The following is a 22,458-nucleotide window of genomic DNA, read 5'->3' on the forward strand; positions in this document are numbered from 1 at the left end:
CGATGGATAACATGGATTGCTTAGTTTCGACGTCGCGGCACTCAATTATTTTTAGCGGACCGATGCTAATTGGTTTAGATTTATTAATGTTAAATGGATGTATCGTGAATTTTAAAAATGTAAATTCAAATGAGGTGTTGCCATGAACAGGATCAAATGGGTACTGTTTTTGGGAGTTTTGGCCTCAGGGATGATGCAGTACGCCAGCGCGGGATCAACCGGTACTATCCATTTTTATGGCGCAATTGTTGAAAGTGGCTGTAACTTCAAAACCGGTGGAAATAAGCTTGTCAGCAGTTGTGAGCGGGGCGCTGCGAAAGTCACGCAGGCGCGTCAGATCAGCGCGACGAATCCACTTTCTTTCAGCCTGCCACTGTCTTTAGGCCACGTGACGACACAACAGGTGAACAACAATCCTCATCTGGCGCTGATGACGGTGTCGTATAACTGAATTTGTGAAAAACGATGAGCATTTCTGATTAGTTCATCACCGGTCATTTCTGCACAGACAGTATCAGCGTTAAGTGGCCCGACAACTTTGAAAACTGGCTGACCCAATTTTGATCGGGTCGTCAGTTTTCCCCTCTGGTTCTTCCCCTTTGTGCCCACATGTTATAATTTCCCCTCCTGTATCAGGCATCCGGAGCGCTGAAAAAAGCCGTTTCAGGTGTAGGACCAATTTCATAGCATCACCAGCGGGGCGACATTATGCGACTTTATCAGGAGATTGGCGGCCATCTGCGCCGTGATATCCATGCCGGAAAATACGCCCCTGGCGACCGCCTTCCACCGGAACGTGATATTGCTGAGTTTTACTCGGTGAGCCGCAGCGTGGTGCGTGAGGCACTGATTATGCTGGAACTTGAGAAGGTCGTTGATGTCCGCAAAGGTTCCGGCGTTTACGTGTTGCACCAGACCGATGTATTGCCGCAGGAAGATGCGGACAGAGGTTACGGCCCGTTTGAACTGTTGCAGGCGCGGCAGTTGCTGGAAAGTGAAGTGGCGGCATTTGCGGCCATGCAGGCCACCAAAACCGACATTCTTCAAATGCGTGATGCGATTGAAGCGCAGCGAAGTTGTATTGCGCGCGGTGTTTCGGATGATGTGGAAGATCAGCGTTTCCACGCACTGCTGGCGCAGGCATCGCAAAACAGCGTACTGGTAAAACTGGTGGACGATTTATGGCAGATTCGCCAGCGCAGCTCTATGTGGGAAGGGATCCACCAGCACGTCGGGGATAAAAACTACAGCCAGATATGGCTGCTGGACCATCAGGCGATCCTTCAGGCGGTTTTACGCCGTGATGCCAAAGCCGCGAAACAGGCCATGTGGCAGCATCTGGAAAATGTAAAAGATATGCTGCTGAAAGTCTCGGATGCCGATGACCCGTCTTTTGACGGCTTCCTTTTTTCGTCAGTGCCTTCGGAACTGAATGACTGATTCTGCTCTACAATAAGAAACGGCTGCCGGAGCAGCCGTTTTTTTATACGGTGGATTTTCAGCCCATGTATTTCGCGACGGTTTTCTTCGCGCCAACCCTTTGCAGGTCGGCGTAAGCATTCAGGATGGCCTGCACCACTTTTTCTTCCTGCGGCAATTGCTCACCGAATACGCCCGTCAGCGCAAGCAGCGCTTTCACACGCGGTTCGCCATCAGCGGTAGACGACACGATTTCAGCCAGAGTTTCAGCCATTGGATCTTTAATCTCGATAGGCTGACCCGCATCATCCGTTCCGCCGATATAACGCATCCAGCCCGCAACGCCGAGCGCCAGTAACTCGTAAGAACCGCCGTTTTTCACATGCCAGCGGATGGAGTCGAGCATACGTTGCGGAAGCTTCATTGTTCCGTCCATGGCGATTTGCCAGGTGCGGTGTTTCAGCGCCGTGTTGCAGTAACGGGCAATCAGGCTGTCGGCATAAGCGGTGAGATCGACACCTTCTACGCTCAGCGTCGGTGCCTGTTCTGACAGCATCAGGCGATGGGCTGCTGCTTTATAATTCGCATCTTCCATGCAATCGTTGATGTGCTGATAACCGGCCAGATAACCGAGATAGGCCAGGAATGAGTGGCTGCCGTTCAGCATCCGCAGTTTCATCTGTTCAAACGGCAGAACGTCGGAAACCATCTGCGCACCGGCTTTTTCCCAGTCAGGGCGGCCGGCAACAAAGTGATCTTCCACCACCCACTGAATGAACGGTTCGCAGGCAATGCCGCACGGGTCAGTCACGCCGCCCAGCGCTTCGGTGATTTCTTCCAGCGTGGTGTCCGTGGCCGCCGGAACGATACGGTCAACCATGGTGCTTGGGAAAGAAACGTTCTCAGTGATCCACTTCGCCAGTTCAGCTGAGCGGGCTTTCGCCATACCCAGAACGGCGTTTTTGACCACCAGACCATTTTCAGGAATATTGTCGCAACACAGTACGGTAAAGCCTCGCAGGCCGCGCTCATGACGCAGACGCAGGGCTTCCACTAACACGCCGGGCGCTGTGCAGGGCGCCTGACCACCGGCCAGATCCTGCTGAATTTTTGGATTTTGCAGATCCAGCTCGCCGGAGCCGGGTTCAATGCAATAGCCTTTTTCGGTGATGGTCAGTGAAACAATTGCTACTTGTGGCTCGGTCAGTTTCGCCAGCACGGCATCCAGCCCGTCAATCCCGCCGTGGACCGACTCATGCGCTGAGCCGACGATAATGGCCTGATTTCCTTCGGCACCTTTTTCCAGCACGGTAAAAAGATGATCCTGCCCGCGTAAGCTTTTGATTAATGACTCATTGCCAAACAGGCTGACTTCACAGATCCCCCAGTCGCCACCTTGCTGGTTTAACACCCGGTTGGTCAGCAATGCCTGATGGGCGCGATGGAAAGCACCAAATCCGAGATGAACAATGCGGCTTTTCAATGCGTCACGATCATAACCAGGTAATGACACTGCTGCTGGCAGGGACGCTGTGGCAATAGTTTTCATGCAATACTCCAGGCAAGTCAGAAATAATGAAATTGGTCAGGCCAAATTGGGGCTGTTTACCCGTAAACTGAAAAGTATGCTGGATAAAGCGACGATTTAAGCCGAAATCAGGCTTTAGAGTGTAAAGTCATATGATAGAAAGGGGAATTGGTAAGTCCAGACAGCCACTCGTTTTGTGATACAGATCGAGTGTCTGAGATATTTGTGATGAGAAATGCGGGGCAAAAAAAGGAACGCCGTGGCGTTCCCTTAAAAAGCGGGGCAACTGACCTTAGTCTGCGCGGCCCATATAACGACGTTCAGCAATATGAATGCGGATTTTGTCGCCGGAGCTCAGATATTCTGGCACCTGAATATTCAGGCCGGTAGCCATCACAGCAGGTTTGGTACGTGAGCTTGCAGACGCACCTTTGATACCTGGCGCGGTTTCAACGATTTCCAGATCCACTGTCTGTGGCATTTCCAGCGCCAGCAGCTGGCTGTCCAGCGTCAGAACCTGCATACCCTGTAAACCCTCTTCAGGAATGAACAGCAGCTCTTCTTCAATCTGCGCTTTATTGAAGGTGTAAGGCGTGAAGTCTTCGTCATCCATAAAGATGTACTCATCGCCGTCAACGTAGGAGAAATTCACCTTACGGCGGGTCAGGGTGACGGTGTCGAGAATGTCGTCACCTTTGAAGCGTTCTTCCACTTTGCCGCCGGTACGCACATCGGCGAAACGCATTTTGTACAAGGTGCTGGCACCACGGGCACTTGGGCTCTGCACATCAATGTCTTTTACCAGCAGCAATTTGCCGTCGTAGTTCACAACGAAGCCGCGTTTAATTTCGTTAGCACGTGCCATATAAATAACCTGTCAGCAGAGAGAATAATAATTTGCGACACGTTACCCGCGCCGCCGATTTCAGGCAAGCAGATAGCGTAAAAAGAGTCGGGAAAACCCGCTTTCTGACGCAATTCTTGTGGTCTGCCGGCCGACATTAAAAATGTTCGATATACAGTGTTAAAGAGTAGTAAATATTTCGCTGGTGGCGGTGTTGCGCGCCTGCTATTGTCGCGCCTCAAAATGAGGCCTGAGGAGGCTGTTAATGGACTGTCGTACCGATTGCGGAGCCTGTTGCATAGCGCCTTCAATTTCCAGCCCGATCCCCGGAATGCCGGACGGCAAACCCGCCAACACCCGCTGCATTCATCTGGCCGATAACTTCCTGTGCCAGATTTTCACCTCGCCGCTGCGGCCAAAAGTTTGTGGCAGCCTGCAGGCCAGCCGCGAAATGTGTTTCACACACCGCGACCAGGCGCTGACATATCTCATCAAACTCGAAGCCGATACCGCGCCTTAGGCTGCGGCTTCCGGCGTTTCTTCCGCTGGCTTATCGACGTTTTTCACATTCCAGATGCACGCAACCGCGCCCACCACCATCACCAGTGCGGCGTAAAACACTGCGTGGTACGTCCAGAACTGCGCAATCACGCCCGCCAGTGAACCGGCGAGGATCCAGCCTGCACGGGTGGAATTGGTGAACAGCGTTGTCGCCGCACCCGCCTGACCCGGCATTAAATCCTGAAAATACAGCATGCCGATGCCGGCCAGAATGCCGATGAAAATGGCGTTCAGCAGCTGTAAAGCAATCATCGCTGCGGCTCCGGTCGTAAATAAAATACAGGTGTAGAAAATCACCCCCGCCAGTACGGCAAACCGCATCAGGAAACGCTTACCTAACTGTTTTGCCAGATATCCGGCGATCAGCATGGTCGGGATTTCGAGACAGGCGGCGCTGCCCATCAGCACGCCCGCCAGTTTCTCAGGCAAGCCCAGTTCGCGCACCACATACAGCGGCATATTGATCAGATAAATACTGTTGGCCGCCCACATCAGGGAACAGGCGATAAACAACATCAGCGTGTCGCGGCGGTTGCGGCGCGGGGCTTCCAGCGTGGCAGTCGTTTTGATGTGCGCTTTAGGCATAGAGGGCAGGAACATCCAGACCATTGCGCCACATAACAGAAACGCCAGCGTGGCGGCGCAATACATGAAGGTAAATCCGAATCCCATCGACAGGGCGAAAGCCAGCGGCGGCCCGACAACCCAGGCCAGAGAAACCTGTGCGCGCAAAATAGAGCTGAACATCACGGCTTCGCGCCCGGTTTTCTCGGAATGCTCGCGCGCAAGGGCAAACATTTGCGGGTTGGCGGTTGAGCCGAAACTCGACAGTAAAACGCCTATTAACAGCAAAATAAAGTAGTTACGGTTGAAGGCGAAAAGGACACACGCCAGTGCGCCCAGAATGCAGCAATACAGGATCAGCGTTTTGCGGTCACCGCGTTTGTCCGACCAGGTCGCCAGCAGCTGGCTGACGAAAATGCCAATCACGGCGCTGCCGGTGAAGAAGATGCCGACCATAAACGGGCTGACGTGTACCTGAGAGGTCAGAAACAGGCTGAGCGTCGGGGTCTGAAGGGCACCGGCAATACCTGTGAGAAAGGCGATGATCAAAAAAGCAGTCGACGTCATGTCGGGTAAGCGGCGGGCTGACGTTGTAGAAATTCGCATTAGATAGCTGAACCAGAGTGAAGAGAAGGAGGACGAAATTTGCGCGAATGTTACGTCAGTTTAAAAAAAACAAAAACAGGTTTTGATCATCAAAAATGTAAACCGGAGTGTATTTGCCATACTGAATAATAAAACCGCACATTGTGTTAAAAATAACCCAAACCGGCAGCCGTCCGGTCAGAGGAGGTCATCCACTCAAACCCGCCAGCTAACTTCAGCTAAACTGTTTTTGGCCGCTTCAGCCTGACTTCAGCATTTGCGTTAAGTCACAGGCTTCAGGGCGTCGCAAAAAAGGAAACTGTGCGTGGCATCAAAAAATTGTTACGTCAAATCAGGGAAAGCTTGATTTAAAAACAGGCCGGATTGAGACTCCTTGAAACGTTTCAGCGTTGTCAGTTTCTCTTCTGAAATTTGATGGCGCTCCTTTTTTCTCAGTAAAGCTGAAACGATTCAATTTCAGCAGGAGAGGAGAATTATGTTCCAACTGTCACAGCAAGATATTCATCTCGGTGCGGCTGCCAGCGATAAGCAGGAAGCAATTCGCCAGGTCGCAGCAGCACTGACTCAGGCTGGCCGCGTCAGCGAAGGCTATGTAGACGGCATGTTAGCGCGTGAGCTGCAAACTTCTACATACCTTGGCAACGGTATTGCTATCCCGCACGGCACCACCGATACCCGTGATCTGGTGCTTGATACCGGCGTCCAGGTTTTCCAGTTCCCGCAGGGCATCGCGTGGGGCGAAGGGCAGACTGCTTATGTCGTTATCGGCATCGCGGCGCGGTCTGATGAACACCTCGGTTTGCTGCGTCAGCTGACGCATGTCTTAAGTGACGACAGCGTGGCTGAGCGTCTGGCAAAAACAGATTCAGCTGAAGAACTGCGCAGCCTGCTGATGGGCGAGAAAAATGCCGCTGAATTCCTGTTTGATACCCAGCTGATTGCTGTTGATGTGGCGGCGGAAAGCCTGATCACATTGCAGGCGCTGAACGCAGGCCGTCTGCAACAGGTGGGTGCCGTTGATACCGCTTTCGTCAGCGATGTTATCAGCCGCAAACCACTGAATCTGGGGCACGGCATCTGGCTGAGCGACAGCACGGAAGGCAATCTGAAAAGTGCTGCCACCGTCAGCCGTGCGCATCAGGCGTTTGATCTGGCCGGTGAAAAGGTTTCTATGCTGCTGACGATTTCTGTCGCAGATGACCAGCCGCTGGACGTGCTGAATTACCTGAGCGACCTGCTGATTGCCAATAAAGCTGAACGCTTGCTGACGGCAGATGCCGTTGGCGTGCTGGCATTGCTGACCAGCGAAGTCGAAGAACAAGCCAACGTGCTGACGGCTGAATTCGTTATCCGTAACGAACATGGCCTGCATGCGCGTCCGGGCACGGCATTAGTGAACGTGATCAAACAGTTCAGCAGTGAAATCACCGTTACCAATCTTGATGGCAGCGGTAAACCTGCCAACGGCCGCAGCCTGATGAAAGTCGTGGCGCTGGGCGTGAAAAAAGGTCACCACCTGCGCTTTACCGCCAGTGGTGAAGATGCAGAACTGGCATTAAAAACCATCGGCGAAGCGATTGCCGAAGGTCTTGGGGAGGGCGCATGAGCCGTCGGGTCGCCACAATTACTTTAAACCCTGCGTACGATTTAGTGGGCTATGTGCCTGAAATCGAACGTGGTGAAGTCAATCTGGTGCAAACCACCGGTCTGCACGCCGCCGGTAAAGGCATCAACGTTGCGAAGGTGCTGAAAGATCTCGGCATCGACGTCACCGTTGGCGGCTTCCTGGGCAAAGAAAATCAGGACGGCTTCCAGTTGCTGTTCAGCGATCTGGGCATCGCGAACCGTTTCCAGGTCGTCAATGGCCGTACGCGTATTAACGTCAAACTGACCGAAAAAGATGGTGAAGTCAGCGACTTCAACTTCTCCGGCTTCAATGTGACGCCTGCTGACTGGGAACGTTTCGTGACGGATTCCCTGTCCTGGCTGGGTCAGTTCGACATGGTCGCCGTGAGCGGCAGCCTGCCAGCGGGCGTTGATCCTGACGCATTCACTGACTGGATGAAACGTCTGCGCGCGCAGTGTCCTTGCATCATTTTCGACAGCAGCCGTGAAGCACTGGTGGCCGGTCTGAAAGCTGCACCGTGGCTGGTTAAACCTAACCGTCGTGAACTGGAAATCTGGGCTGGCCGTAAATTGCCGGAACTGAGTGACGTGGTTGAAGCTGCGCATGCCTTGCGTGATCAGGGAATTGCCCACGTGGTGATTTCTCTGGGTGCTGAAGGCGCATTGTGGGTTAACGCCTCCGGCGCGTGGATCGCCAAACCGCCAGCCTGTGAAGTTGTCAGCACCGTCGGTGCCGGTGATTCCATGGTCGGTGGCCTGATTTACGGCTTGCTGATGCGCGAATCCAGCGAACATACGCTACGCCTGGCAACGGCTGTTGCCGCACTGGCTGTCAGCCAGAGTAATGTCGGTGTCACCGATCGTCCGCAGCTCGCGGCGATGATGGCCCGTGTTGATCTGAAACCCTTTTAATCCGCAGGAGGCAGAATGAAAACGCTGCTGATGATAGACAGTTCGCTGGGACAGGCTCGCAGCCATCTGGCGAAAAATTTGCTCGCTGCTGCTGCGGCGAAAGCAGGGCATCAGGTGGTCGATCAGGCCGCTGACGCTGAAGTTGTGATCGTGGCCGGTGAGACCGTACCCAACGATGCGACGCTGACAGGTAAAAACATTTATACCGGTGATGTGGCGGATGCCGTTCGCGATCCTCAGGCATTTCTGGCACGCGCACTGACAGAAGCCAAACCTTACGTGGCACCGGCTGTAGCCGTATCAGCACCTGCCGGTGCAGTTGGTCCAAAACGTATCGTTGCTATCACCGCCTGCCCGACCGGCGTGGCGCACACTTTCATGGCGGCTGAAGCCATTGAAAGCGAAGCGAAAAAACGCGGCTGGTGGGTGAAAGTGGAAACCCGTGGTTCCGTCGGTGCCGGTAACGCCATCACGCCTGAAGAAGTGGCGGCGGCAGATCTGGTCATCGTTGCGGCTGACATCGAAGTGGATCTGGCGAAGTTCGCCGGTAAGCCGATGTACCGTACCTCTACCGGTCTGGCATTGAAAAAGACCAAACAGGAGCTGGATAAAGCACTGGTAGAAGCCGAAGTGTTTGCCCCTAATGCACAGGGCGCAACTTCCACGGCGAAGAAGAAAGAAGCGGGCGGTTCTGGGCCATATCGTCACCTGCTGACCGGCGTGTCTTACATGCTGCCGATGGTAGTGGCGGGTGGCTTGTGTATCGCGTTGTCCTTCGTTTTCGGTATTAAAGCCTTTGAAGTTAAAGGCACGCTGGCGGCTGCGCTGATGCAAATCGGGGGCGCTTCAGCCTTCGCGTTGATGGTTCCGGTTCTGGCGGGCTTTATTGCCTTCTCCATCGCTGACCGTCCTGGCCTGACGCCGGGTCTTATCGGCGGTATGTTAGCCGTGAGCACCGGTGCCGGTTTCCTTGGCGGTATAATTGCCGGTTTCCTCGCGGGTTACGTGGCGAAAGCTATCAGTGGCAAGCTGAAGCTACCGCAAAGTATGGAAGCCCTGAAACCTATCCTGATCATCCCGCTGGTCGCGAGCCTGATTACGGGTCTGGTGATGATTTATGTTGTCGGTACGCCGGTGGCAAAAATCATGTCAGGTCTGACCGCATGGCTGCAATCTCTGGGTACTGCGAACGCCGTACTGCTCGGCGCAATCCTCGGTGCGATGATGTGTACCGACATGGGTGGCCCGGTAAACAAAGCGGCTTACGCGTTCGGCGTCGCGTTGCTGAGTTCTTCCGTGTACGCACCAATGGCCGCCATCATGGCTGCCGGTATGGTGCCACCACTGGCGATGGGTCTGGCGACCTTGCTGGCGCGTAACAAGTTCGAACAAAGTGAACGCGAAGGCGGTAAAGCAGCGCTGGTTCTGGGCCTGTGCTTTATCTCCGAAGGTGCGATTCCGTTCGCTGCCCGTGACCCGATGCGTGTTCTGCCGTGCTGTATCGCCGGTGGTGCACTGACCGGTGCGTTGTCCATGGCATTCCATGCACAACTGATGGCACCGCACGGTGGTCTGTTTGTTCTGCTGATCCCAGGCGCAATCACACCGGTACTTGGTTACCTGGTGGCGATTATTGCCGGTACCGTTCTGGCGGGTGGCGCTTATGCGGTTCTGAAACGTTCAGATGCGCAGCTGGCCGCTAAAGTAGCCTGATAATTGCTGTTCAGCAGGTGAGAGAAGCGCGACTTAAAAATGAGTCGCGCTTTTTTTTGCAGCGGTTATCTGCAAAATTAAGCCGCGACTTCAGCCGCCGCTTCCCCTTTTAACCACGCGATCTCATCTTTCCAGATCTCCGGATCAACCGTCTCGAGGATCATCGGGATACCGTCAAACCGCGCGTCGCGCATCATCCAGCTGAACACCGTATTGCCAATGTTTCCCTGACCGAGGCTGTGGTGGCGGTCGACGCGGCTGTTGAATTCGCTCTTCGCATCGTTGAGATGCATACCGCGCAGGTACTTAAATCCGACAACGTCTTCGAAATGTTTGAAGGTCTTCTCGCACTCTTCGACAGTTCGCAGATCGTAACCGGCGGCGAAAGCGTGGCAGGTATCAATGCAGACGCCGACGCGGCTTTTGTCTTCGACGCCATCAATAATTTTCGCCAGATGCTCAAAGCGGAAACCCAGATTGCTGCCCTGACCGGCGGTGTTTTCGATGACGGCGGTGACGCCCTGCGTCTGTGCCAGCGCGATGTTCAGGGATTCAGAAATGCGATCGAGACATTTGTCTTCATCGATTTGCATCAGGTGGCTGCCCGGATGGAAATTGAGCAGCGAAAGGCCGAGCTGTTCGCAACGTTGCAGTTCATCAAGAAAAGCTTCGCGGGATTTTTCCAGCGCTTCGGTAACCGGGTGGCCGAGGTTAATCAGATAGCTGTCATGCGGCAAAATCTGGTTGCTCTGATAGCCATACTTTTCACAGGCTATTTTGAATTTTTCGATGACATCTTCCGGCAACGGTGCCGCTTTCCACTGACGCTGGTTCTTGGTGAAAAGCGCAAAAGCCGTGGCTTCCAGCTCGTGTGCCCGCAGCACGGCCTGATCGACGCCGCCCGCAGCACTCACGTGTGCTCCTATAAACTTCATTTCCGCTCCTCATTTATTCTTGATCTAAGGGAGAATGATAGCGCCTGCACAAGGCAGGCGCAGCAGAGAAGTGTTAAAACCCGCAACATTAGCCAAAAAGATGCTGAACCAATTCGTTGATCCCCGCGCCGCCTGCAATCAGCCAGACAAACAATATTGCCGCCAGCAACATCGGTTTCAGCCCCGCCTGACGCAGCGCGCTGATGTGTGTTGTCAGGCCAAGCGCTGCCATCGCCATCGCAAGCAGCACGGTGTCGAGCGTGATGAGAGGCGGGATCCAGCTGTGCGGCAGAATATCCAGCGAGTTGAACGCCGCCACCAGAATGAACATCAGCGCGAACCACGGGATCGTGATGTTACGCAAACCTGATTTCTCACCGGCTTCTTTCACACCTTTACCGCGGGCAATCCAGCCGGATAACAGCAGCAGGAACGGAGCAAGCATCATGACGCGGATCATCTTGGCAATCACCGCCGCGTTTTCAGCGTCCGGGCTGACACCCTGACCGGCGGCAACCACCTGCGCCACTTCATGTACCGTCGAGCCGGTATAAATCCCGAACTGTGCAGCCGTGAGGTTCACCCAGTGATAATGCGCGTTAAGTTGCCATAACCACGGATACAGGAAGATGGCCGCGGTGCCGAAAATAACGACCGTAGCCACGGCAACCGTGACTTTTTCTGCTTTGGCGTTGAGCACCGGCTCTGTCGCCATCACGGCGGCCGCGCCACAAATGCTGCTGCCTGCGCCGATGAGCATGGAGGTGTCGCGGTCTAATTTAAACACGCGTTGTCCCAGCCAGCAGGCCAGCGCGAAGGTGGAACACAGCATCATGGCGTCAATCAGAATGCCGGTTGCGCCGACGTCAGCGATTTGCGCGAACGTCAGGCGCAGGCCGTAAAGAATGATGCCGAGCCGCAACAGGCGCTGCTTTGCCAGCGTGACGCCTTCCTCGCACCATGGCCGGGCGGCAGGATAAAACGTGTTGCCGATAACCATGCCGATAACGATCGCCAGCGTCAGGGCGCTCAGCCCGAGCTGGCTTAGCGCCGGAAAATCACTCAGCCAGATAGCCAGAGCAGTAATGACGCCGGTCAGCGCCAGGCCGGGAATGACACGACTCATCCGCAGCGGTTGCGGAACGGTATTTTTGAGTGTGTCGCGTTTATTGAGCGGCAATGTATTCATCGTCGTTTCCTCATCTAAGGAGTGATGCGATAAGGCTACGCCGCGCTTATATAAAAATGAAATTGATTATAACTTTATAACCTATCTGAAAAACTGGTATAGAATGCGCTGAAAACCGGGGGCAAAATGGTCGCCCCGATCTACGGGTCTATACTGAAGAAAGAGAAAGCGTGCGGTACGCGGCGGTTTTTCTTCTGAACAGATTTCTGAGCAGACATTTTTGAACAAGCAATCAGCGGACCGGAGTGCTTGTAAGGATAGCGGGACATTTATGCACATAACATTGCGACAACTTGAAGTTTTCGCCGAGGTGCTGAAAAGCGGGTCGACTACGCAGGCCTCGGTGGTGCTTTCATTATCACAATCCGCGGTGAGTGCCGCACTGGCCGATATCGAAGGCCAACTTGGCGTGCAATTATTTGACCGTGTCGGTAAACGGCTGGTAATCAATGAGCATGGGCGTCTGTTATACCCGAAAGCGCTGGCGCTGCTTGAACAGGCGGGCGAAATCGAGCGCCTGTTTAATCACGACAACGGTTCGCTGCGCATCGGTGCGAGCAGCACCATCGGTAATTACATGCTGCCGGCGATGATTGCGGAATACCGGCTGGATTTCCCGCATACGCCGATGGAACTTAACGTCGGCAACACCAATGACGTGATTAACGCCGTCTCTGATTTTCGGGTGGATCTGGGGCTTATCGAAGGGCCGTGCCAGTTGCCGGAGCTGATTACGCAACCGTGGCTGGATGACGAACTGGTGGTGTTTGTCGCGCCGGAAAATCCGCTGGCGGGGCAGACGGTTTCACTTGAAGCGCTGGCGCGGGAACCGTGGATTTTGCGTGAACGCGGCTCGGGCACGCGCGAAGTGTTAGATCACATGTTGCTGCCACAGTTACCGGATTTCAATCTGGTGATGGAGCTGGGAAATTCCGAGGCCATCAAGCACGCGGTGCGTCACGGAATTGGCATCAGCTGTCTGTCGCGCCGGGTAATTGCCGAGCAGCTTAGCAGCGGCTCGCTGGTGGAAATCCGCCTGCCGGTTGCCCCGCTGGTGCGTAAGCTTTATCTCATTCATCACCGTCAGAAACACATCTCCAACGCCTTATCGCGGTTTTTAACCTATTGTCGCGAATCCTGATTACGGTCTTTCACTAATGATCCGCGGCCTGTTATGAAGGTGTCTTATAACAGGTCGTTCCTGCTATTCAGAGCGGCAGGTTTTGCTACAATCCGCGCTTAAATTTTATAATGACGAGCGGATATAGGGTAAAAATGGCTCAACAACCTACAAAAAATACGCAGGTGGCTCCCACACTGCGTCGCGAGCTCAAGGCACGTCACTTAACGATGATCGCCATCGGCGGTTCAATTGGTACGGGTTTATTCGTCGCCTCCGGCGCGACAGTTTCACAGGCGGGCCCGGGCGGCGCACTGCTGTCCTACGCACTGATCGGCATCATGGTTTACTTCCTGATGACCAGCCTCGGTGAACTCGCGGCATTCATGCCTGTTTCCGGTTCATTCTCCACGTATGGCTCCCGTTATGTCGAAGAAGGTTTCGGTTTCGCACTGGGCTGGAACTACTGGTACAACTGGGCGGTAACTATCGCCGTTGACCTCGTGGCCTCACAACTGGTGATGAACTACTGGTTCCCGGACACGCCGGGCTGGATCTGGAGCGCCTTGTTCCTCGGCCTGATCTTCCTGCTTAACTACATTTCCGTACGCGGTTTCGGCGAAGCGGAATACTGGTTCTCCCTGATCAAGGTGGTCACCGTCATCATCTTCATCGCCGTGGGCGTGCTGATGATCACCGGCATTATGCGGGGTGCTGAAACAGCGGGCTGGCACAACTGGACAATCGGTGATGCGCCGTTTGCAGGCGGGTTTGCCTCGATGATAGGTGTGGCGATGATCGTCGGTTTCTCCTTCCAGGGAACCGAACTGATTGGCGTGGCCGCCGGTGAATCTGAAAACCCGGGCAAAAATATCCCACGGGCAGTGCGTCAGGTGTTCTGGCGTATCCTGCTGTTCTATATTCTGGCGATTCTGGTCATCAGCCTGATCATTCCTTACACCGACCCAAGCTTGCTGCGTAACGAAGTGGGCGATATCTCTGTCAGCCCGTTCACGCTGGTGTTCCGTAATGCCGGTCTGCTTTCCGCCGCAGCGGTGATGAACGCCGTGATCCTGACCGCCGTATTGTCTGCCGGCAACTCAGGCATGTACGCGTCAACCCGTATGCTGTTTACGCTGGCCAGCGAAGGTAAAGCGCCGCGCATTTTCGCCAAACTGTCGAAAGGCGGTGTGCCGCGCAACGCACTTTACGCCACCACCATTGTGGCCGCGCTGTGCTTCCTGAGCTCAATGTTTGGTAACCAGACCGTTTACCTGTGGCTGCTGAACACGTCCGGTATGACGGGCTTTATTGCGTGGCTGGGCATTGCGGTGAGCCATTACCGTTTCCGTCGCGGCTATGTTTCACAAGGTCTTGACCTGAAGAAACTGCCTTATCTGTCCGGCTTCTTCCCGTTCGGCCCGGTCTTTGCCTTTGTGCTGTGTCTGATCATCACGCTGGGCCAGAACTATCAGGCGTTCCTGAAAGATACCATTGACTGGGGCGGCGTTGCGGCGACGTACATTGGTCTGCCACTGTTCCTGATCATCTGGTTTGGCTACAAGCTGACCAAAGGCACCAAAGTGGTGAAATACAGCGAAATGGAATTCCCGGAACACGTGGATAAATAACTGACCGGAAGGGCTATTTTGTTGCAAAGGCGGAGCTCAGGCTCCGCTTTTTTTATACCTTTCTTTCCGTAATGCTTTGTTACTTCAGCCCTGTTTCCCCGCGCCCGATCTCTCTGTAACCTTGATAGGTTCTGTAAACTGCATTGATAATCGTTATCATTTCTTTTATTGTTAGCCCCACTTCAGGGAAACGTAAAGGAATCGGAAGAAGATGAATTATCAGCAGAATTTTATCAGTACGCTGTTCAGCAAACGAATTGCTGGCGGATTATTAGGATGCACCCTTGGCATGTTAAGCCTGAGCGCTCAGGCGGTGACGGTCACGGATATTGCCGGAAGAACGGTCACGGTGCCGGATGACGTCCAGCGTGTAGTGCTGGGAGAAGGGCGGTTATTCTTTGCCGTTTCCCTGCTCGAAGGCCAGAAGCCGTTTGACCGCATTGCGGGCTGGCAGGGCGATTTCCGTAAGCTGGATCCGCAAACGTACGCGACGTATCAGGCTAAATTCCCGCAGATCGACAAAATCCCGCTGATTGGTAACACCAGCGCCGATAGCATCAGTCCGGAAAAAGTGCTGACGCTGAATCCGCAGTTAGCGATTTTTGGTTTGTCGGGCCACGGGCCGGGCAAAGAAAGTGCGCTGGTGACACAATTGCAGAAAGCCGGTGTGCCGGTGGTCTTTGTTGATTTCCGCACGTCGCCGCTGAAAAATACCCTGCCGAGCATGGAGCTGCTGGGTAAAGTGCTCAACCGCGAAAAACAGGCGCAGGACTATATCCGCTTTTATCAGGACAACATCAAACGCGTCACGGATGTGACGAAAGACATTCCTGAGCAGGATAAACCGAAAGTCTTTATCGAATTACGCGCCTCAACCGCGGATGAATGTTGCCGTTCTGCCGGTAAAGGCAACATGGGTGATTTCATCGATCAGGCGGGTGGGGTTAATATTGCCAAACCGTTGCTGCCGGGGCCGCTGGGTCTGGTCAATCTCGAAAAAGTGATTGCGGCGCAGCCGGATGTATATCTGGTCAGCGGTGGCGGGAAACCGGCGAAAGCGGGTGATCCGGCGCCAACCGGGTTAGTGCTCGGCGCACAAACCACGCCGGAAGAAGCACGTGCCAGCCTGACGCCGCTCCTGCAACGTAAAGGCATCAGCACGCTGAAAGCCGTGGAAAATGGCCGCAGTTTTGGCATCTGGCACAATTATTACAATTCGCCGTATAACGTGCTGGCCGTGCAGGTCTTTGCCAAAGCATTTTATCCGGAGAAGTTTGCGGATTTGGATCCGCAGGAAACGCAGAAACAACTCTATAAGCAGTTCCTTGCCGTGGAACCGACAGGCACTTACTGGACGGATGCGGTTAAACCGGAAAGCGGCAAGTAATTCCGCCGTCAGTTTTTACGTTAAAGAGACAGAAGCGAATCATGAGTACAACGACCGAACCCGCGCTGGCGGTGAAAGCCACTACCGACAACAGCGTGATGGGGCGATACCAGAATATCGTCCGCCGCCGTCTGTTAATCATGCTGGTCCTGGTGCTGGCGATTATCGTCTCACTGGTGATTGATTTCATTATGGGGCCGTCGGGGTTGTCACTCGGTACGCTGTGGAAAACGCTGTTCGATGCGGCAGCGGCAGATCCGGGCACGCGCGTGATTGTGTGGGATATCCGCATGCCTTACGCGCTGATGGCGGTGGCGGTGGGGATGTCTCTGGGGCTGGCGGGTGCAGAAATGCAAACCATCCTGAACAACCCGCTGGCCAGCCCGTTTACGCTCGGGGTTTCTTCTGCGGCAGCGTTCGGTGCGGCACTGGCTATCGTACTGGGTATCGGCATTCCGGGGATCCCGGATCAATGGTTTATCTCCGCGAACGCCTTTATTTTTGCGCTGCTCGCCGCGCTGATGCTTGACGGCATCACCCGCTGGACGCGCGTCGCCAGCTCCGGCGTGGTGCTGTTTGGTATCGCGCTGGTCTTTACCTTCAACGCACTGGTTTCCCTGATGCAGTTCATCGCCACCGAAGACACCTTACAGGGCTTAGTTTTCTGGACGATGGGCAGCCTGGCGCGTGCGTCGTGGGTGAAACTGGGCGTGCTGCTGCTGGCGTTTCTGATTTTACTGCCGTGGTCGATGATGAGCGCGTGGAAGCTGACCGCGCTGCGTCTGGGTGAAGATCGCGCGGTGAGTTTTGGTATCGACGTGCGCCGTTTACGTCTTGGCACGTTGCTGCGTATCAGTATTCTTTCCGCGCTGGCGGTGGCATTTGTCGGGCCGATTGGTTTTATCGGGCTGGTCGCGCCGCATATTGCGCGCCTGATGTTTGGTGAAGATCACCGTTTCTATCTGCCGGCGAGTGCGCTGATTGGTGCGCTGGTGCTGTCGATGGCGTCGGTGGCGTCTAAAAATCTGGTGCCGGGCGTCATTATTCCGGTCGGTATCGTGACTTCGCTGGTCGGCGTGCCGTTCTTCCTCAGCATTATTCTTCGCCACAGGGGGAACGTCTGATGTCTGCGATGCTCGAAACCGATCCGCAAACGTTGTTCAATGCCGCCACGCAGGGGCTGCAAATCCGCGATTTCAACGCGGGTTATCCTAAGCGCCCTGTGATCCGCAACCTGAACGTACCGATGCTGCCGCGCGGGAAAATTACCGTGCTGCTCGGGCCCAACGGCAGCGGGAAATCCACCTTACTGCGTTCGCTGGCCGGGCTGAACCGGGCGGAAGGGCAGTTGATGCTCGACGGCCACGATTTAATGCCGATGCCGTTTGCCCGTCGCGCGGAGCAGGTGGTGTATCTGCCGCAAACGCTGCCAGCCGGTGTGCATCTGCATGTGCTGGAATCCATTATCGTGGCGCAGCGTGCGTCTGGCGGTAAAGGAAAAGCCTCTGAAGGCACGGACAGCGTGATGGCGCTGCTGCGTCAGCTCGGTATTGAACATCTGGCGCTGAGTTATCTGGATCAGCTTTCCGGCGGGCAGAAACAGCTGGTCGGGCTGGCGCAATCGCTGATCCGCCAGCCATCGCTGCTGCTGCTTGATGAACCGCTCAGCGCGCTCGATCTGAACTACCAGTTCCACGTGATGGATCTGGTGCGCAGGGAAACGCAAAAACGCAATATCGTGACCGTGGTGGTGGTGCATGACATCAATATCGCGCTGCGCCACGGCGACCGCGTGCTGATGCTCAAGGACGGTAATCTGATTGCTGACGGCGAGCCGGAAGCGGTGATCACCCCGGAAAGTCTCGCGCGCGTTTACGGCGTGCGCGGGAGAATTGAACGCTGCTCGCAGGGAACGCCGCAGATCCTCATCGACGGACTGGTCAGCGACCCTTCGATTTAAGTTCTGACGAAATAAAAACGGACGCAGCCAACGCAGCGGCGTCCGCCTTTCACATTGTGAGCCTGAAACTAATAAAAACATCCTGATAAACCGGGCGGGTTTGTTCGCGCCGCGTTTACCGGTTTGACGGAATTTAATTACAACGTCCCGCACCGGCGGGGTTGTTTTATCTCATGGAGAGAAGAAATGGTTAAGGTCAAATTTACACCGGCGATCAAAGCCGGGCTGCTCGCTCAGTTGTTTGCCGCCGCGTGTCCTGCGATGGCGGAAGACGTTTCTGAAGTGAAAGAAAAAGAAGACCAGATGGTGGTGACGGCTTCCGCCATCCAGCAAAACCTCAAAGATGCGCCAGCCAGTATCAGCGTCATCACCCGCGAAGACCTGCAAAAAAAACCGGTTCAGAACCTGAAAGACGTTCTGAAAGATGTGCCGGGCGTGCAAATCACCAATGAAAGCGACAACCGTCAGGGCGTCAGTATCCGCGGGCTGGGCAGCGGTTACACCCTGATTCTGGTTGACGGCAAACGCGTGAATTCCCGCAACGCTGTATTCCGCCATAACGATTTCGATTTAAGCTGGATCCCGGCGGAATCAATCGAACGTATCGAAGTGGTGCGCGGGCCGATGTCCTCACTTTATGGTTCCGATGCGCTGGGCGGCGTGGTTAACATCATCACCCGCAAAGTCGGCACCGCGTGGCACGGTACATTGAGCGCGGACACCACGGTTCAGGAACACCGCGATCGCGGCGACAGCGGCAACGGAAATTTCTTCGCCAGCGGCCCGCTGGTTGACGATCTGCTCGGCGTAAAAGTCTACGGCGCGCTGGGTAAACGTGAGAAAGACCAGGCCAGCTCCGCCAGCGGCAGCACCGGCCAGCCACGCATCGAAGGCTACACGTCGCGCAACGCCAATGTGGAATTCTCCCTGACGCCAACCGAAGATCAGGATATGACGTTCGGCTACGGTATGGATCGTCAGGACAGGGATTCCGATACGTTGGATAAAAACCGCATTGAGCGCGAAAACTACTCGCTGGGCCACAACGGGCGCTGGGGGCTGGCGAACACTGAACTGCGTTTCTACGGTGAAAACATCGAGAACAAAAACGCCGAAACCATCACCTCGAAGAATAATTCCCTCGATGGCAAAGTCGTGATCCCGCTGGGGGATTACAACCAGTTCCTGACGTTCGGCGGCGAATACCGTAACGATAAACTCGAAGATGGCGTCAACATGAAGAGCGGCAGCAGCACGCAGGCCAACCAGTACGCGCTGTTCCTCGAAGACGAATGGCGTATTTTCGAAAGCCTCGCGCTGACCGGTGGCGTGCGCATGGACGACCATGAAAACTACGGCGTCAACTGGAGCCCGCGTGCGTATCTGGTCTACAACGCCACCGACACCGTTACGCTAAAAGGCGGCTGGGCATCGGCCTTCAAAGCGCCGTCCCTGTTACAGCTCAGCCCGGACTGGCAAAGTGCTTCCTGCCGCGGCAGTTGTAATGTGGTCGGCAGCAAAGACCTGAAAGCAGAAACCAGCGAAAGCGTGGAATTCGGCATGTACTACGCCGGTCAGGAAGGCTGGCTGGAAGATGTGAGCGCCAGCGCCACGGTCTTCCAGAACGATATCGACGACATGATCACCGTTATACGCACCGCCAACCGTAATCTGGCGCCGACCTACGCGAACTTTGTCGGCTTTGACGCCAGCGGTAATCCGATCTTCCGTTACTACAACGTCAATAAAGCCCGCATCCGTGGTCTGGAAACCGAAGTCAGCCTGCCGGTTACCGACGTGCTGAACCTGAAGCTGAACTACACCTACAACGATGCGCGTGACCTGAGCAACGGTGGAAATAAACCGTTGTCCGAACTGCCATTCCACACCAGTAACGCTACGCTGGACTGGAAACCGTGGGATGCCTGGAGCTTCTACGTTTCCGCCAACTACAAAGGTAAAAGCCGCACCGTCACCGACGGTAACGCCACACCTGGCGGATACACCGTCTGGAACACCGGCGGTTCGTATCAGGTGAATAAAGCCGTGAAACTGCGGGCCGGTGTGCTGAACCTGACGGATAAAGACCTGAACCGGGATGACTACAGTTATAACGAGGACGGACGCCGGTACTTTGCGGCGATCGACTATAGTTTCTGATTGCAGGAGGCCGCTGCAAAAGCGGCTTTTTTCTCGCGGCCAGCCAGAAACCGAGTCTTCTTCGATTTGAGCTTCCGGTGAAACCGGAAAAGTTTGCCAGCTTTCTGAAAGCGATTATTTTCCGTCCCACGCCTTTAAGTTTTGCTCTCTGACAGATAATTTCGCTTCCGGCGACAACTTATTGTAATCCTTCGCCAGACCGCTCTCCCAGTCACCGTACAGCGGGTTCGGCAGAACGATATATTGGGTGCCGAACTGCTGATGGTTCTGGTTCACGAAGGCGCGGCGCTGTTCGTTATTCTGGTGATAAGTGGCGGATCCGAAGTCGTTAAGATTGTCGCCCACGTATAAGACAACGTGATAACCGGCGGCTTTGACAGCGTCAAAACGGGCCTGCTTGTTGGAGGTATCGGAACTCAGCAACACGGTTTTGTCGTTGGCGCCGGTGAAGCCCAGACGGTTCATATTGTCGACAGTCGCGGCGTATTCACTGGTTTTTCGGTTTGAAACATAGAACATCGTGCCGCCGTGGGTATTGACGTAGTTGGCGAATTCAACAGCGCCCGGAACGGCGGTTGCCTGGCGGGCTGCCGTCCATTGTGACCAGGTTTTGCTGTCGAACGGTTTGTTCGCTTTGACCTGCCACGCGCTGTAAGCGCTGTTATCAAGCATAGTTTCATCAAGATCGACGATGACGGCTTTCTTCTGTCCTGCCAGTGGCTTGGCCTGGTCATACGCCATTTTCGCGGTGTTAAACGCCTGATAAGCCAGCGCCTGATATTCACCGGATTGCTGGAACCAGTTCAGCGCCATCACCGACTGATCGTTCAGTTTCTGCTGGGTATCCGGCTTTTGCTGCGCACAGCCGCTTAGAGCCAGCATGATCAACGCACTGGTGGTGCAAAGCGAAATTTTATTCATTAGTCATCCCTATGCTTGTTAAGAAAGATTCGCATTCATGAAAATCGTTAAAACTGTAGCAGATTCAGCGGGGTGTGGAAGAGTTTATGACGATTATCGCGAGGCGTGTCGGAAAATGGCATAAATGAAAAAAGCCGGAGGGTGAGTCCGGCCAAAAAAATCAAAGACAGAGAAATAACAATGAGGGAGGATATTTGACTTAAATCAGAACTGATAAACCAGACCGACAGCCGTCACGTCGTCGTTATTCAGAGCCAATTTATTGTCGTCAGACAGTTGGTTGATTTTATAATCAACATACGCGGACATGTTTTTGTTGAAGTAATAAGTTGCCGCTACGTCAACATATTTAACCAGGTCTGCATCACCGATATTTTCAATATCTTTCGCTTTAGTCTGAACATAACCCAGTGACGGACGCAGGCCATTTTCAAACTGATATTGTGCAACAGCTTCGAAAGTTTGTGTTTTATTAGCAAAACCGCTGCCAGCAGGTGCGCCTGCAATACCGCCAGGCACGGTAATAGCGATCATATTACGGGTTTCAGCATACATAGCGGCTAAATAAACACCGTTTGCATCGTATTTCATGCCGCCGGTCCAGGCGTCTGCTTTATCGCCTTTACCGTAAGTAGAATTGCTCTGGCCCGTTGTGCGGTCAGAAGAAGCATAAGCGCCACCGAAGCTCACGCCGGTATCACCCAGTGCGTAAGTGGTCGACAGGGCATAGCCGTCACCGTTTGCGGTGCTGCTGCTGCGGCTGTCGTTTTCGTTTTTACCCTGGTACTGAACGGCAACGTTCAGACCATCAACCAGGCCGAAGAAGCCGCGGTTACGGTAGGTTGCCACACCGTTGGTACGGCCTGTCATGAAGCGGTCAGCTTTGGTGTAACCGTCGCCGCCGAACTCAGGGAACATATCGGTCCAGGCTTCAACATCGTACAGTGCGCCGTAGTTACGGCCGTAGTCGATGGAACCGTATTGACCGAATTTCAAACCTGCAAAGCCCAGACGGGTTTTGGTACCGGTAGTGCTTGGCGTTTTGCTGTCAGATTCAGCGTGGTTAGCCATCACGTTGTATTCCCACTGACCGTAGCCGGTGATTAAATCATTAATTTGTGTCTGGCCTTTAAAACCGAAACGAATGTAACTCTGGTCACCGTCATTGCTGGCAGAATCAGAGAAATAATGCAGCCCTTTAACTTTACCGTACAGATCCAGTTTATTACCGTCTTTATTATAAACTTCCGCTGCGTGAGCCCCTGATGCAATCAGTAAACCAGGAATTAAAAGTGCCAGAATATTACGTTTCATGAAATTGTACCCTGCATTTTTTATTAAAAGCTTTTCGGGAAAGCTTTATATGAAGTCTTATGGAAAGA

Annotated in this window: 19 protein-coding genes; 12 read left to right on the plus strand and 7 right to left on the minus strand. The window is 54.2% G+C overall.

Features of this window, described 5'->3' with window-relative positions:
* Nucleotides 1-142: 142 nt before the first annotated feature.
* Both J1782_RS14455 and J1782_RS14460 read left to right on the plus strand, forming a co-directional pair.
* Nucleotides 143-451, plus strand: coding sequence for a hypothetical protein (locus J1782_RS14455; RefSeq protein WP_152324313.1), 309 nt, complete (start codon nt 143-145; stop codon nt 449-451).
* A 257-nt stretch (nt 452-708) separates the two neighbouring features.
* Nucleotides 709-1,440 carry an FCD domain-containing protein gene (locus J1782_RS14460; protein WP_152324312.1) on the plus strand — a complete coding sequence of 244 codons (732 nt, stop codon included), beginning with the start codon at nt 709-711 and terminating at the stop codon, nt 1,438-1,440.
* A gap of 58 nt (nt 1,441-1,498) precedes the next feature.
* Here J1782_RS14460 and J1782_RS14465 read toward each other — a convergent pair whose 3' ends face one another.
* Nucleotides 1,499-2,968, minus strand: coding sequence for a mannitol dehydrogenase family protein (locus tag J1782_RS14465; RefSeq protein WP_217153380.1), 1,470 nt, complete (start codon nt 2,966-2,968; stop codon nt 1,499-1,501).
* A gap of 271 nt (nt 2,969-3,239) precedes the next feature.
* Complete coding sequence (yeiP, locus tag J1782_RS14470) at nt 3,240-3,812, minus strand: elongation factor P-like protein YeiP (protein ID WP_152324310.1); 573 nt, start codon at nt 3,810-3,812, stop codon at nt 3,240-3,242.
* A 244-nt stretch (nt 3,813-4,056) separates the two neighbouring features.
* Here yeiP and J1782_RS14475 point away from each other — a divergent pair, with 244 nt between their 5' ends.
* A complete protein-coding gene (locus J1782_RS14475; RefSeq protein WP_101076044.1) occupies nt 4,057-4,311 on the plus strand; it encodes a YkgJ family cysteine cluster protein in 255 nt (84 codons plus the stop codon).
* On the opposite strand, the gene J1782_RS14480 is transcribed toward J1782_RS14475, so the two are convergent.
* Nucleotides 4,308-5,522, minus strand: a complete 1,215-nt coding sequence (locus tag J1782_RS14480) for a sugar efflux transporter (protein WP_217153381.1) — start codon at nt 5,520-5,522, stop codon at nt 4,308-4,310. The two genes, J1782_RS14475 and J1782_RS14480, sit on opposite strands and share 4 nt — an antisense overlap.
* 475 nt (nt 5,523-5,997) lie before the next feature.
* On the opposite strand from J1782_RS14480, the gene fruB reads away from it, so the two are divergent.
* From fruB to fruA, 3 genes are read left to right on the plus strand one after another with little or no spacing between them, the layout of a single operon-like run.
* Complete coding sequence (gene fruB / locus J1782_RS14485; RefSeq protein ID WP_152324308.1) at nt 5,998-7,128, plus strand: fused PTS fructose transporter subunit IIA/HPr protein; 1,131 nt, start codon at nt 5,998-6,000, stop codon at nt 7,126-7,128.
* A complete protein-coding gene (fruK, locus tag J1782_RS14490; protein WP_056778537.1) occupies nt 7,125-8,060 on the plus strand; it encodes a 1-phosphofructokinase in 936 nt (311 codons plus the stop codon). Before fruB ends, fruK begins: the two co-directional genes overlap by 4 nt.
* A gap of 15 nt (nt 8,061-8,075) precedes the next feature.
* Complete coding sequence (fruA, locus tag J1782_RS14495; protein ID WP_152324307.1) at nt 8,076-9,773, plus strand: PTS fructose transporter subunit IIBC; 1,698 nt, start codon at nt 8,076-8,078, stop codon at nt 9,771-9,773.
* A gap of 77 nt (nt 9,774-9,850) precedes the next feature.
* Here fruA and nfo read toward each other — a convergent pair whose 3' ends face one another.
* Both nfo and J1782_RS14505 read right to left on the minus strand, forming a co-directional pair.
* Nucleotides 9,851-10,708 carry a deoxyribonuclease IV gene (nfo, locus tag J1782_RS14500; RefSeq protein WP_217153382.1) on the minus strand — a complete coding sequence of 286 codons (858 nt, stop codon included), beginning with the start codon at nt 10,706-10,708 and terminating at the stop codon, nt 9,851-9,853.
* 88 nt (nt 10,709-10,796) lie between these two features.
* Entirely contained in the window at nt 10,797-11,834 is a 1,038-nt protein-coding gene (locus J1782_RS14505) for a YeiH family protein (RefSeq protein ID WP_254303082.1), read from the minus strand.
* Nucleotides 11,835-12,168: 334 nt separating this feature from the next.
* Here J1782_RS14505 and yieE point away from each other — a divergent pair, with 334 nt between their 5' ends.
* From yieE to cirA, 6 genes are all read left to right on the plus strand, one after another.
* Nucleotides 12,169-13,038 (plus strand): DNA-binding transcriptional regulator YeiE, encoded by an 870-nt coding sequence (yieE, locus tag J1782_RS14510; RefSeq protein WP_152324304.1) that lies wholly within the window; start codon nt 12,169-12,171, stop codon nt 13,036-13,038.
* A gap of 134 nt (nt 13,039-13,172) precedes the next feature.
* Nucleotides 13,173-14,648 (plus strand): amino acid permease, encoded by a 1,476-nt coding sequence (locus J1782_RS14515; protein WP_152324303.1) that lies wholly within the window; start codon nt 13,173-13,175, stop codon nt 14,646-14,648.
* A gap of 211 nt (nt 14,649-14,859) precedes the next feature.
* Nucleotides 14,860-16,035, plus strand: a complete 1,176-nt coding sequence (locus tag J1782_RS14520) for an ABC transporter substrate-binding protein (protein ID WP_217153384.1) — start codon at nt 14,860-14,862, stop codon at nt 16,033-16,035.
* Between the two features lie 41 nt (nt 16,036-16,076).
* Nucleotides 16,077-17,159: an iron ABC transporter permease gene (locus tag J1782_RS14525; protein WP_217153385.1), complete on the plus strand. Its 1,083-nt coding sequence runs from the start codon at nt 16,077-16,079 to the stop codon at nt 17,157-17,159.
* Entirely contained in the window at nt 17,159-17,995 is an 837-nt protein-coding gene (locus J1782_RS14530) for an ABC transporter ATP-binding protein (protein WP_208951366.1), read from the plus strand. The genes J1782_RS14525 and J1782_RS14530 overlap by 1 nt, the downstream gene beginning before the upstream one ends.
* A 186-nt stretch (nt 17,996-18,181) precedes the next feature.
* Entirely contained in the window at nt 18,182-20,155 is a 1,974-nt protein-coding gene (cirA, locus tag J1782_RS14535) for a catecholate siderophore receptor CirA (protein WP_217153386.1), read from the plus strand.
* Between the two features lie 114 nt (nt 20,156-20,269).
* On the opposite strand, the gene J1782_RS14540 is transcribed toward cirA, so the two are convergent.
* A complete protein-coding gene (locus tag J1782_RS14540) occupies nt 20,270-21,076 on the minus strand; it encodes a 5'-nucleotidase, lipoprotein e(P4) family (RefSeq protein WP_208951367.1) in 807 nt (268 codons plus the stop codon).
* Between the two features lie 204 nt (nt 21,077-21,280).
* Nucleotides 21,281-22,390: a porin gene (locus J1782_RS14545; RefSeq protein WP_152324297.1), complete on the minus strand. Its 1,110-nt coding sequence runs from the start codon at nt 22,388-22,390 to the stop codon at nt 21,281-21,283.
* Nucleotides 22,391-22,458: the final 68 nt, after the last annotated feature.

Source organism: Rahnella sp. BCC 1045 (assembly GCF_019049615.1).
Lineage (GTDB): Bacteria > Pseudomonadota > Gammaproteobacteria > Enterobacterales > Enterobacteriaceae > Rahnella > Rahnella contaminans.